The organism is Corynebacterium sp. LaCa_70 (genome assembly GCF_058182015.1).
Map to the genome: position 1 here is coordinate 788,022 of NZ_CP190914.1, position 12,795 is coordinate 800,816.

A 12,795-nucleotide genomic window follows, 5' to 3' on the forward strand; every position below is an offset into this window, starting at 1 on the left:
CCAACACGCTGGGTTAAACGCGCGGTTTTGCCGGAAGGGTATGTCACCATGAAGGCATGGCTTTCTCACGTAAATTCTTTACCGCGCTCGCAGCAACCACAGTAATCGGCGCGGGAATTCCTGCGGCGGCATCGGCGCAGCCTGCTTCTTTTGCTTTGCCTACGCCGCAAGAATTGACGACTGGGTCCTCGGCTGCCAGCGCTGGTGTGGCGTCCTGGAGTTTGGAACAGGCTACGAAGCTGCACTTGCTGGCTATGGGGCACCACCGTAATGAAGAAGCCCAGCGCATTGCTCAAGACTGGGCTAATCAGGCTGCGCGTGGGGAAGTAGAATTCCACGCCAACGTTGGCCGTGGCAATACTGCTCATGACCGTGGGACGGGCAATATCTACCGGCTGGCTCCGCATGAGGCTGCGCAGCGGATCGCCTGGTTGCTGAACCCTACAAACCGCACTGGTGATGGCAAGGGATTTGGTGTTTCAGGCGTTGATGCGCACGGCAACGTGTACCTGGCGGAATTTTTCTTGCATTAAATGTGTGTAGTCACACGCTAGCGTTGTGTACACATCAACTAAATTAAGCGTACAATTGAGACCATGATCTTGATTAACGTTTCTTACCAAGTAAAGCCAGAGCACGCAGAAAACTTCCTGGAAGAGGTTTCCTGGTTCACGGAAGCTACCCAGGCAGAAGAAAAGAACCTGTTCTTTGACTGGTACCGCGACCCGCAGGATGCCAACCACTTCATGCTGGTGGAAGGCTTCACCGATGATGGTGCGGAAGCCCACGTCACCTCTGAGCATTTCCAGCGTGCAACCGAAGAGATGCCAAAGTACCTGGTCGAGACCCCGAAGATCATCAACACCCTGATCGAGGGCAAGACCGAGTGGGACGAAATGGCTGAATTCCAGGTCAAGTAGTTCCAGGTCACATGGGCGTGGTGGAGCTTTTAGCTGTCACGCTACGTGCTGTACCCGAGGGCTGTAGTATCCAAGCTCCGTAGCGGAGCGGGAGTGCTACAGCCCTCACTTTATTGCGTTATCTGTGCCACAATGGTGCTATGACTAGTAGTGCTATGACTGATACACAGGATCGCCAAGTAATTACTTCTGTCCGCAATGGAACGGGAATTCTGGAACTCAACCGCCCGAAGGCGCTGAACTCCCTGAATCTGGAGATGGTGGAGATTATTCATCAAGCGCTGGATGCATGGGCTGAGGATGATTCCGTCACACAGGTGCTGATTTATTCTAATAATCCAAAGGGCTTTTGCGCCGGTGGTGATGTACGCGCGGCACGCGAACAAGGTCTCGCGGGCAATAAGGCCGGTGTCGACGAGTTTTTCCGCAAGGAATATGCGCTTAACGATGCCATCGATAAGTTCCCGAAGCCGTTCATTGCCCTCATGGATGGGGTTGTCATGGGCGGCGGTACCGGTATCAGCGCTTTTGGTTCGCACCGTGTGGTGACCGATAAAACTTTTGTTTCTATGCCAGAGATGCTCATTGGGTTTATCACCGATGTCGGCATGACGTATTTTTTCCAGCGCATGGTCGGCTCTCGGGGCAAAGCGTCCCGAGCCTTGGCACTGTACCTGGCGACGACCGCCTACCGCATGAAGGCCGCGGATCTGCTCTGGACCGGCTATGCCACCCACCAGATTGCCTCCGATGATGCAGATGCTTTCCGGCAAGCAGTCATCGAATCCGGATACGCGGCTGCGCTGGAAAAATATGCGAATACGAACCCGGATACCGCGCCGTTGGCCTCGCACATTGAGACCATCGAGAAGGTTTTTGCGCAGGATTCCTGGGCTGATGTCGTCGCTGCTGTGGAACAATGCGAGGATCAGGAATTTATCGCTGGCGTGAATGACACCCTGAAACATGCATCGCCTACTTCACTGGTGGCAGCTGCGGAAATCTTCCGGGCAAACGCCCAGGTTGATTCGCTTGCCGACGCCTTGGATAACGAATACCGGGTTGGTGAATATCTGCGCGGCCGTCCGGATTTCGACGAGGGCGTGCGCTGCGTGCTGGTCGATAAAGGCGACGAACCGCAGTTCCAGCCGGATGCGGTCTCCGAGGTTGATGTGGACGCGCTCCGTGCACTCCTCCGATAACACCGAAGGTCTCAACGCCGATCGTCTTCCAGCCCCGAAGTTTCAGTTTGGCTGGTACCTAGCGTGTATAGCAGTCATTGTTGCCACGCTAGGATTTATTTGGCTCAACTGGCATGCCGTGCCAGACCCGATGCCTACGCACTTTAATGCTTCGGGCCAGGCAGATGGTTTTAGCGAGAAATCTTTTCCGGCAGTGATAGCCCACGTTGCTGTGGGGCCAGCGATCACTACGGCAGTGTGCGCGGGAGCTGGCGGGCTTGTGGTAGGAATTGCACGCCAGACCAAAAACGGTTTACAAGACAAGCCAGAGCGTTCGATTAATCGGCAGCGTCTGATGGCACAGTTGATGCAGCCAATGTTGGGCAAGTTTAGTTTCGCGCTCGTGGCGGTGTTGTTGGTAGGCATCACCGCCGGATTATTTGGGTTGAGCGTTGTGGGTACCGGTGCAGCCAGCATTTGGCTGCTTATCGGTGCGATTCTCGCAGTCGCTGTCGGCATTGTGCTGCGCAGTGCGCAGATCATGCAGGAATTGGATAAGCGCTACCCACCGGATGATCCCCGAGACAAGCTCAAATATGGGTTGTTTTATCACAACCCGGATGACCCGAGGATATGGGTAGAGCTGGAAGCAGGGATGAATATCACCCTGAATTTTGCGCATCGCAGCGCGTGGTGGATCGCCGGAATCTTTGCTGCGTTCGTCCTGGCGATGGTGGTGCTGCCGATAATTGTGGCCTAGCCCCTGAATGCTGTCCAGGGTCTAGGCCATCTAGAACTCGTGCTCGTGTGCCTGTGCGCTGTTTCAGTGCTTAACTGTTTTTCGCTTTGAACTCACGACGACGAGCGTGCAAGATCGGCTCAGTGTATCCGGACGGAGACTCGGTGCCCTTGAAAATCAGGTCGCGAGCGGCCTGGAACGCCACCGACTCGTCGAAGTTCGGAGCCATATTGCGGTAGGCGTCGTCGCCAGCGTTTTGCTTGTCGACGACCTCTGCCATCTTCTGCAGCTCCTGCTCGACGAAGTCCTTGCTGACGACGTCGTGCTCAATCCAGTTAGCCAGCAGCTGTGAGGAAATACGCAGGGTAGCGCGGTCTTCCATCAGGGAGACGTCGTAAAGATCAGGGACCTTGGAACAACCGACACCCTGTTCTACCCAGCGGACCACGTAGCCCAGGATGGACTGACAGTTGTTGTCGACTTCTTCCTTTTTCACCTCATCGGACCAGTCTGGATTTTCAGCAACCGGGACGGTCAACAAGTTGTGGAAGTTGTCGCGCTCGCCGGCTTTGCGGAATTCTTCCTGTACCTGCGGCACATTGACGTGGTGGTAGTGAGTGGCGTGCAGGGTAGCACCGGTTGGCGATGGAACCCAAGCGGTTGATGCGCCTTCTTTCAGCTGGCCGATCTTTTTCTCCAGCATATCCGCCATCAGCTCGGTCATGGCCCACATGCCTTTACCGATCTGGGCTTTGCCAGGAAGCCCCAGTGCGACACCGGTGTCGACGTTGATGTCTTCGTAAGCTTGCTTCCATGGTGCGGTCTGCATATCAGCCTTGCGCACCATCGGTCCAGCTTGCATGGAGGTGTGGATCTCATCACCGGTGCGATCCAGGAATCCGGTGTTGATGAAGGCAACGCGTTCGCTGACCGCGGTGATCGCAGCAGCCAGGTTGGCTGAGGTACGACGCTCTTCGTCCATAACACCAACCTTCAGGGTGTTTTTCTCCAGGCCCAGCAGCTCTTCCACCGAAGCGAACAAGTCGTTGGTAAACGCGACCTCGGCAGAACCGTGCTGCTTTGGCTTCACGATGTAGATCGAGCCCGCACGGGAGTTCTTACGAGGGTTATCCGATTGCAATCCTGGGATAGCGCAGGCACTGGTCAAAACAGCGTCCATGATGCCTTCGAAAACTTCCTCGCCGTCGACCAGGATGGCGGGGTTGGTCATCAGATGGCCGACGTTGCGCACCAGCAGCAGAGCGCGACCGTGCAGGGATTGTTCGTTGCCGGAAAGGTCAGTGTAGGTGCGATCGTCGTTGAGCTTACGGGTGATGGTCTTACCACCTTTTTCCAGCTCTTCTTTCAGGTCACCGGTGTTGAGACCGAACCAGTTGTGGTAGCCCAGGGTCTTGTCTTCACCGTCGACGGCGGCCACGGAGTCCTCGAAGTCCACGATGGTGGAGGTGGCCGATTCTAGAATGACGTCGGAAACCCCGGCCTTATCGGTCTTGCCGACGGGGTGTTCTGGGTTGATCTGGATCAGGATGTGCAGGCCGTTGTTGCGCAGTACCACCTCGGATGGCGCGGACTTCTCGCCATTGAAACCGACGAGCTGTTCGGCATTGACGAGGCCAGTGGCAGAGCCATTCACGGTGACTGCCAGCTTGTCGCCGTCGATGGCATAAGATTCGGCGTCGGCATGCGAACCGTTTTCCAGGGGAGCGACCTCGTCCAGGAAGTTGCGTGCCCAGGCGATGACCTTGTCGCCGCGGACAGGGTTATAGGAATCACCTGGCTCAGCGCCGCCTTCTTCCGAGATAGCGTCGGTGCCGTACAAGGCGTCGTAGAGCGAACCCCAACGCGCATTAGCTGCGTTCAGTGCAAACCGTGCGTTGAGAACTGGAACGACGAGCTGCGGGCCAGCGACTTCGGCGATTTCGGAGTCCAGGTTGGCTGTGGTGACATCAGCCGGTGTTGGCTTGTCTTCCAGGTAACCGATCTCGCGCAGATACTTTTCGTGTTCTGCTGGATCTGGCTGGCCTGGGTTGGCACGGAAGTGCTCGTCGAGGGTCTTTTGCAGCTCGTCGCGGCGCGCCAGCAGTTCCTTGTTGCGCGGGGTGTGGGTGCGGATGATGTCTGCAAAACCGTTCCAGAATTTGTCGGCGTCGATGCCGATACGTGGCAGCACGGTGCCGTTGACGAATTCGTAGAGGGTGTTGTCGACGTTGAGGCCTGCAACCTCTGTGCGTGGGGTGGTGTCTTCGTTAGTCATAAAACTCCTTCTAATCCTCGCGGTCAGACCCTCAGGGGAGTAGGTGAGTCAGCGTGAGTGTGGACTCACGACAAACGTTCACTGTGCCCCGGGGCATGAGACCACAATAAGTGAATTGCCTCACTGTGTGTAGTGCGATTCTGGAAACGCGCATTTTCACCCCTGTTCGAATATCGAAAATAACTTAAGAAAACAGTCCAATCGTACTGTTTTAACAGTATGTCCGTACTGTTTGACTCCGACATTCGCACACCGCACGAGGGGTTTTTGTCCTTTGGGGGCTGTTCAGTGGGTATTTTTATCTCGAAAACTTATGTGAATTCTGACACTACCCCCGTCGGTTGTAAGTCACACGCAATTCTTGACGTGATTGGTTTCATGGCTCATTATGTGAATCACCTCATAAGCCAAACGAGAAAGGGAGTTGCGATGACTACTACCGGTCAAGCACGTACCGCCGCTGAAATCCAAAAAGATTGGGATGAAAACCCTCGCTGGGCCAACGTCACCCGTGACTACACCGCAGAAAAGGTAGCCGAGCTGCAGGGCAACGTCGTCGAAGAGCACACCCTGGCACGTCGTGGCTCTGAGATCCTGTGGGACGAGGTCTCGAAGGGCGATGGACACTACATCAACGCCCTGGGCGCCTTGACTGGTAACCAGGCCGTTCAGCAGGTCCGCGGTGGCCTGAAGGCTGTTTACCTGTCTGGTTGGCAGGTTGCCGGCGATGCCAACCTGTCCGGACACACGTACCCAGACCAGTCGCTGTACCCAGCAAACTCGGTTCCGCAGGTCGTTCGCCGTATCAACAACGCCTTGCTGCGTGCCGACGAGATCTCCCGAGTCGAAGGCGATAACTCCATCGACAACTGGCTGGTTCCCATCGTTGCCGACGGTGAGGCAGGCTTCGGTGGTGCACTGAACGTTTATGAGCTGCAAAAGGCCATGATCAACGCTGGTGCTGCCGGTACGCACTGGGAAGACCAGCTGGCTTCCGAAAAGAAGTGTGGCCACCTGGGCGGTAAGGTTTTGATCCCAACCCAGCAGCACATCCGGACCCTGTCGTCTGCACGTCTGGCTGCCGACGTCGCCGGTGTTCCCACCGTCGTTATTGCTCGTACTGACGCCGAGGCTGCCACCTTGATCACCTCGGACATCGACGATCGCGACAAGCCGTTCATCGAAGGCGACCGCACCGCAGAAGGCTACTACCGCGTACGTCCAGGCATCGAGCCTTGTATCGCACGTGCGAAGTCCTATGCTCCATACTCTGACCTGATCTGGATGGAAACCGGTGTCCCAGACCTGGAGGTTGCCAAGCAGTTCGCGGAGTCCGTCAAGGCCGAGTTCCCAGACCAGAAGCTGGCCTACAACTGCTCGCCATCGTTCAACTGGTCCAAGCACCTTGACGACCAGACCATCGCGAAGTTCCAGAAAGAACTGGGCGCCATGGGCTTTACCTTCCAGTTCATCACCCTGGCTGGATTCCACTCGCTGAACTACGGCATGTTCGACCTGGCTCATGGCTACGCACGCAACGGCATGACCTCGTTCGTCGAGCTGCAGAACAAGGAATTCGCTGCAGCTGAAGAGCGCGGCTTCACCGCCGTCAAGCACCAGCGTGAGGTTGGAGCCGGTTACTTCGACAACATTGCCACCACCGTCGACCCAACCTCGTCGACCACCGCACTGAAGGGTTCCACTGAGGAAGGCCAGTTCTAATCATGGCGATCCAATTCGTTCCCACCGCCGATATCGGAGACATCCACGGTGAACAGCTACGCAGCTGCGACAAGCAGTTCACCAACTACGGAGGAAAAACCGACTTTTGCGGCAAGATTTCCACCATCCAAGCCATCCAAGACAATGCCTTGGTCAAAGAAGTCTTGAACCAACCGAACGAAGGCGGAGTCTTGGTCATCGATGCCCAAGAAAATCTGCATACCGCTATGGTCGGCGACATGATCGCTGGCGCAGGCGTGGATAACGGCTGGGCCGGGATCATCGTCAACGGCGCGATCCGGGATTCCCAAGAAATCGGCACCATGGATATTGGTGTTAAGGCTTTGGGGACCAACCCTCGCAAATCTGCGAAAGATAAGGTTGGCAAGGTTGATATCACCGTGCAATTCGGTGGCATCGACTTTGTGCCAGGCCAATATGTGTATGCAGACGCCGACGGCATCGTCGTCAGTGAAACTCCAGTAGAGGAACAAGATAGCTAGTTTTTGCTAGTCAGTGGCGCCGTGTGCGCGCCACCATCTGAGCCCGGTAGCTAGTACGTGTGAGAGCTAGTTATGTTATGTCCATGAGGTTTTTGGACTTGGAGTCCAGCTACTTTTTGGACTCGGAGTCTAGGGACTTTGTGGACGCGGAGTCTCCCCGCTTTTTGGACGGGGAGTCCACGGAGTTTTTGTACTGGTGCTAGCTTGGCTTCTTCCGGCGGCTTGGCCGTGGCCCAGAGAGGTTGGGTTTTAGCTCTGGGGGTTGTCGGTGCCACATGCCGACAACGTGGTTTATGTTGATTTGACCGCCGGGTGGACGCTGATTCAGTTGGATCGGCAGCGGAAATGACAACAGTTTCTCACCGTCGTGATCAGTAAAAAATTCCACATAGTCATCGGCTACGCTGCTGTAGATGGCTCGATTTTTTAAAGCGCAGCCCGACGTAGAGGCCGTGTCCCATAACGCGTACCACCCCGCTTTTGTTGATCCACAGCTTGTCCGGGATAGGCCAGAGTGCATTTACACCGGTAGAGCTTGGCATTACGGTTGAGGAATCGGCATGGGGTGCATCTTGCTGGATCGCCTGAGTGTCGTTACTTGGTGCCCTGTCTGAAGCTGCAACTTCAGGCAGGGCATTATCTGTCGCGACCACTGTCTCGGCTGCTAAGGCATCTGCCTGGTTGTCGGGGTGAATCCGGTGATATTGTTTCGCGATTTTTGTCCATAAAACATCTGGGTCAATCGGCTGCGTCGGTGGCTGGGCATGCGAGATAATCTCCCAGGCTTGGGCTGGGGTGATGTGCATCTTGCCTTTGAGAAGTCCTTGGTGGCGACGGCGTGTGTTGTAGAAGTTGCGGTAGTCGACAATCAGCTGTTGGACCTGCGCCAGCGTCGTCGGGGTACGAGCATCCAAAAACCTGGTCATGGTTTGGTGCGATCGCTCATCTTTGCCTTGCGTCGTGGGAGCAAAGCCCGCACTTGATTGAACTCCCAGGCTGGCGAGCCAGCATTCGGTTTGCGACAGCCGGCCGCGATGGTAGGTGGCAAAGGCATCACCGTTGTCAGACAGGACTTCTTGGGGAAGTCCGTAAGCATCAATGGCTCCACTTAGCGTGATGCGGGCATCGGTGCCGTTTTCTGGAGTTCCAAAAGCTTAGGAGCCGACGTCGAAGCGGCTGGCATCGTCGACGACTTGGTAGATAGTCACTTGCGTGTGAGCCACATCGAAGAGTCTGTAGGTAAACGCATCGATCTGCCACAGTTCATTGACTTCGCCCCTGGCAAAGTGCCTGTAGGACTTACGCGGTCGTTTCCGTGCATTGATCTCAGCGACGCCAGCCTCGTGCAACCATTGTGCGATTAAAGCTCGTGACGGTGGTTGGTCGTAGCCGAGTTCGTCGAGGAAGAAATAGAAGATTGACCATGGGCCGGAAGTCTTGGCCGTGGGCTTTTAACGTACCGCGAGCTTGCAGGACCTGTTGTCGAATCTTGACATCGTAGACCCGTCGCGGGTTCAGCGGTGCCGTGCGATCCGGCACGATGCCAGCCCGCCCACCTTCGGCGATACGTGCTTTGATGTTGTAGTACGTCTGCTTCGATACGCCAATGTTCTTGCAGAACTGCTGGACCGTGATGCCCTCACGGATGGGGTCGAAATCCGCTATCTTCTTGCGGAGAGTAATGGGAATTGCCATCCCCACATTGTCAACAAGCCAGAGTCCAAAAAGTCGTTAGACATCCTGTCCATAAACTTCCTGGACTCCGCGTCAAAAAACTAACTGGACTCCGAGTCCAAAAAGTCAATGGACTCCGAGTCCAAGAAGTCACTAGACATCACATGTGAGAGCTAGTTACCGGGTTTAGTCGTGTTTCAGGCCCAATGTGTGTGGGGTGCGTGGGGGCTTCGTTGCGTGTGGGCTTTGTTGCGTGTGGATGCAGGAAGGGTTATGCAGAAAACAGCACGATGCCCACGGTCTCTGCGTCCAAGGCGTCGATTCGGTAGTCGTGGAAATCAGTGATCGGCGCGCATGCAGCAACCATCGTGGTGATTGCCTCTTTTCGGGCGTCGCCGCGGGATTGTAGTTCCGCTCGTTGCAGATCGACGTGCGGACGCACGAAATCAAGAACGCCGTTGCTGATGCCAAAATCCAACAGCGCGCGGCTTTCTTGCGCACCCGAAGTCCCGGCAAGTTTTGGATCAGCCCACGCCCACGTCCAGGTTGTACCGGCAACGGTGGCGACCACCCATCCCGGTGATGAGTTGTGCCGGGGTTTTGCTGCGACTGCACGATCGGCGACTGCACGATCGGCGGTGGAACTCGGCGCCGCATCGTCGTCATCAGCAATGTCGCCGTTCTCGCCATTCTCGTCGTTATCGGCGTGCCCGGTTGTTTCCTGGAGCAGGGCGGCGCCTTGGGCGCGCAGCGTGTCGATCGTTGGCGGCAGCTCGCGGGTAAACGGCTGTGCGGCGAGGTCAATGGCTGTGCCACCGCGCACATAAATCGTGTATGCGTCGTCCCCAGCGCCGATCTGGACGACGGTATCTGTGTTCTCCGGCGGGTTCGCTACTGAGTGCTCTGCCGTCGAATAAGCTGACGTGTCTTCCGTAGCAGCGTGTTCAAACTCTAATCCGCGTACCACAGCGAAGGCCTGCAGCGCTCTTAGCGTGTCATAGTGATCCGGCAGCTGCGCTAGACCGTTGCTGAGCGCGACGTGCACCGGGCCTTCGTCGACGAAGCCAGACACGATCAACACCGCGAATTGCGCAGCAGAGTCTTTACCGGAACCTCGGCGCGAGCTCCGGGGAAGCGGAACCAACACGGCCGGAGCATTGCGAAACAAGGTGCGGGTAGCTGCTAATAACTCGTCGTCGGCAGGCTGCGGGGCGAGCGGATCCAGTTGCGGGATATCGGAAAAATCATCGACCGCTGTGGTTTGCCAATGCCAGGTGCCATCAACGATGGTGGCGACCCACTGGGCAGCGAGCTCGACGCGTTGTGCCACCTGAGTAGAGGCAAAAGACAGCATCACTGGTTGATCGCGGACACGTCCGTCGGCAAGCATCGCGTCGTGGTCGTTGGCCGAGTTTTCGCGGAGAGAAAACTCCACCTTGGTGATCTCACCGAACCGGGCGCGAAACATTGCTAGGCGATCGGCCTGGGCCAAAAAGCCATCGGTAGCGATATCGGCGAGGGTGCGCGGGGCAGACAGCATGAGTGTTAGTGTACAAGCACTGTAGAATGACCAGCATGCTCTATGCCGTTAGTTACGCCTTCATGGATTCGATCAATGTTTTGTCCATTGCTGTGATCGTTGCCCTGGGCGTGCTGCTGCCAGCGGGACGGTATAAAAAGGTCGCACCACTGTTGGTGACCGGCAACTGGTTCGGGGTTTTTGCGCTCGCGCTGCTGGTGACCGTGGTGTTTTCTGGCTTCGGCGAACTCATGCAAAAAATTCTCGACTCGGCAGCTTTCGGGTTGACCTTGATCGGCGTCGGCGTCCTCACGCTCGTGGGCACCTGGTTATCGAAAGGCAAGCCGCCTGCTGTGGTGGGACGGTTATTAGGTGGGCTACAAAAACCATCGCCGATGACCTTCGGGATTGGTTTCGGCCTCGGCGTGGTGCAATCGGCGACTTCCGTGCCGTTTTTTGCCGGGCTGATTGTGCTCACCGCGTTGCATCCGGCACCAGCGACGTTGGGGGCGGGAGTGGTGCTGTATGCCACTATCGCGTTGTCTCTCCCCATCGTCTTCGCGTTGCTTGTTGGTTGGGTCCGAATCGCGCCGCATTCGCCGATTGGTAGGCTGTTTAATAAGGCCTCGCACAATACCGAAGCTTTGAGTAAGGCGGCAGGCTATAGCGTGGGCGTGCTGTTAATCGTGCTCGGTGCACTCGGGGTCTAAGCGCTCGTATATGTTCGCTTTTATTCAATAATTATGCCGACGCGTTCGGTCAGTTCCAGTTCACATGGTTTGGGTGCCAAGCGCTGGGTGATTGCAGAACGGAGCGCGGGGCTTAGTGGAAGCAGCCAACCATTGTTGGGGTCGTGTACCGGCAGATCATCAGTTTTCGTCGGCACTAGTACAATCTGCGCGTTGGGTCCCGCAACCACCGCGGCGTGATTATTGTGGGCGGCATCCAGAATGATGTCTGCTACCTGCACCGATCCTGTGATGATCACCATTTCTTCTGCCGTGTGTACTGCCAGCTTATCGACGCCTACATGGCGTGCAGTATCCGGAAGCTGGGTGAGAGCGGGCTTAGCAGAACCGCGTAGCAGGTCGAATAGTCCCATGCGGTCATTCTAACCGGTTAACGGTGAATCACTTTTAGTCACAATTTCACGAGCTCGCGACTATTATGGGCAAAGATGATCGACGCACGAGATACAGCTTTAGTGATTGAAGGCGGGGGAATGCGTAATTCCTATACCGCCGCCAGCATTGTGCACCTGCTGGAAAAGCAAGTGCAATTTGGCTGGGTCGGTGGTGTATCAGCGGGTGCCTCACACACCGTGAATTTCCTTTCTGGTGATAAAGAACGCGCCCGTAGTTCGTTTACGGATTTTGCGAACAACCCCTCGTTTGGTGGGGTGAGTCATTTCTTGCGCGGTCGGGGATATTTCAATGCAGAATTTATCTACGAAAAAGCTGCCGACAAAGATCTCCCGTTTGAATGGAAAACGTTCACGGAATCGTCGGCACAAGTCTGCATCAGTGCCACGCGTGCCGATACCGGAGAGACCGTCAACTGGGGCAGACAGGACATGACAAGCTTGCCGGATCTGATGATGCGCGTACGTGCCTCATCCACACTGCCGCTGATCATGCCGATGCGCTTGATCGATGATGTGCCGTTTGTCGATGGTGCATTGGGAGATTCCGGTGGCATCGTCATTGACGAGGCCGAAAAGGCTGGTTTTAGAAAGATTCTTTTCTTGGCGACGAAACCTCGCGATTATGTGCGCCCAGCCACGCAGCGTGAGGGCTTTTTGCGTCGAGCATTTTTTAAACACCCAGCCGTGGCAAAAGCCATGATTGAACGACCGGATAAATACAATGCCGCGAAAGATCGCCTGCTTACTTTGGAGAAACAAGGCCGTGCGCAATTGTTCTTTCCGACGGATTTGTCTGTGGAATCAACGGAACGCGATGCCGAAAAGCTGCTGCACAGCTACCGGATGGGCCAGATCCAAACGGAAAAAGAATGGCCGCAATGGGAAGAATTCCTGACCGGTTAAAGGAAAACGAACTTAGTCTAAGAATTATCTTCCACGGCTACATTGTTCTGGTGAAGTGCCCTGGGTATTTGTTCCTAAGCATTTGCTCTCAATGTGAGGCAAATCATAAAAGGCGCACCTAGGTATTATTAGGTAGAGCTATATAAAATCTTAGCTGCACGAATGGATTCAATGGTGCAGCATGAAATGTTGCATCATGTAAATAGACAAGGGGT

At 55.7% G+C, this 12,795-nt stretch carries 11 protein-coding genes and 1 pseudogene; 8 read left to right on the forward strand and 4 right to left on the reverse strand.

Annotated features, from left to right (window positions below):
* Positions 1-56 precede the first annotated feature (56 nt).
* The 4 genes from ACP8MI_RS03555 (at position 57) to ACP8MI_RS03570 (ending at position 2,861) form a co-directional block, all read left to right on the forward strand.
* Positions 57-533: a hypothetical protein gene (locus ACP8MI_RS03555; RefSeq protein WP_049150547.1), complete on the forward strand. Its 477-nt coding sequence runs from the start codon at positions 57-59 to the stop codon at positions 531-533.
* A 63-nt stretch (positions 534-596) separates the two neighbouring features.
* A complete protein-coding gene (locus ACP8MI_RS03560) occupies positions 597-920 on the forward strand; it encodes a putative quinol monooxygenase (protein WP_018121243.1) in 324 nt (107 codons plus the stop codon).
* Between the two features lie 140 nt (positions 921-1,060).
* Complete coding sequence (locus ACP8MI_RS03565; RefSeq protein WP_236588371.1) at positions 1,061-2,122, forward strand: enoyl-CoA hydratase/isomerase family protein; 1,062 nt, start codon at positions 1,061-1,063, stop codon at positions 2,120-2,122.
* Positions 2,106-2,861 carry a DUF1648 domain-containing protein gene (locus ACP8MI_RS03570; RefSeq protein WP_161796704.1) on the forward strand — a complete coding sequence of 252 codons (756 nt, stop codon included), beginning with the start codon at positions 2,106-2,108 and terminating at the stop codon, positions 2,859-2,861. Before ACP8MI_RS03565 ends, ACP8MI_RS03570 begins: the two co-directional genes overlap by 17 nt.
* A gap of 70 nt (positions 2,862-2,931) precedes the next feature.
* Here ACP8MI_RS03570 and glcB read toward each other — a convergent pair whose 3' ends face one another.
* Positions 2,932-5,115, reverse strand: coding sequence for a malate synthase G (glcB, locus tag ACP8MI_RS03575; protein WP_018121246.1), 2,184 nt, complete (start codon positions 5,113-5,115; stop codon positions 2,932-2,934).
* Positions 5,116-5,544: 429 nt separating this feature from the next.
* Between glcB and aceA the strand changes: the two genes are divergently transcribed.
* Positions 5,545-6,837: an isocitrate lyase gene (gene aceA / locus ACP8MI_RS03580; RefSeq protein WP_284589912.1), complete on the forward strand. Its 1,293-nt coding sequence runs from the start codon at positions 5,545-5,547 to the stop codon at positions 6,835-6,837.
* Positions 6,838-6,839: 2 nt separating this feature from the next.
* Positions 6,840-7,340, forward strand: coding sequence for a ribonuclease E activity regulator RraA (gene rraA, locus ACP8MI_RS03585; RefSeq protein WP_239211784.1), 501 nt, complete (start codon positions 6,840-6,842; stop codon positions 7,338-7,340).
* Positions 7,341-7,539: 199 nt separating this feature from the next.
* On the opposite strand, the pseudogene ACP8MI_RS03590 reads toward rraA, so the two are convergent.
* Both ACP8MI_RS03590 and ACP8MI_RS03595 read right to left on the reverse strand, forming a co-directional pair.
* Positions 7,540-9,035, reverse strand: a pseudogene (locus ACP8MI_RS03590) (integrase core domain-containing protein).
* Between the two features lie 250 nt (positions 9,036-9,285).
* Positions 9,286-10,554, reverse strand: a complete 1,269-nt coding sequence (locus ACP8MI_RS03595) for a DUF6882 domain-containing protein (protein WP_239211781.1) — start codon at positions 10,552-10,554, stop codon at positions 9,286-9,288.
* A 35-nt stretch (positions 10,555-10,589) separates the two neighbouring features.
* Between ACP8MI_RS03595 and ACP8MI_RS03600 the strand changes: the two genes are divergently transcribed.
* Positions 10,590-11,243 (forward strand): hypothetical protein, encoded by a 654-nt coding sequence (locus ACP8MI_RS03600; protein WP_239211780.1) that lies wholly within the window; start codon positions 10,590-10,592, stop codon positions 11,241-11,243.
* Between the two features lie 20 nt (positions 11,244-11,263).
* On the opposite strand, the gene ACP8MI_RS03605 is transcribed toward ACP8MI_RS03600, so the two are convergent.
* The gene (locus tag ACP8MI_RS03605; protein ID WP_018121251.1) at positions 11,264-11,635 is read right to left on the reverse strand and encodes a hypothetical protein; all 372 of its coding nucleotides are present in this window, start codon (positions 11,633-11,635) and stop codon (positions 11,264-11,266) included.
* A gap of 75 nt (positions 11,636-11,710) precedes the next feature.
* Between ACP8MI_RS03605 and ACP8MI_RS03610 the strand changes: the two genes are divergently transcribed.
* Positions 11,711-12,580 (forward strand): patatin-like phospholipase family protein, encoded by an 870-nt coding sequence (locus tag ACP8MI_RS03610; protein WP_026168021.1) that lies wholly within the window; start codon positions 11,711-11,713, stop codon positions 12,578-12,580.
* Positions 12,581-12,795 lie beyond the last annotated feature (215 nt).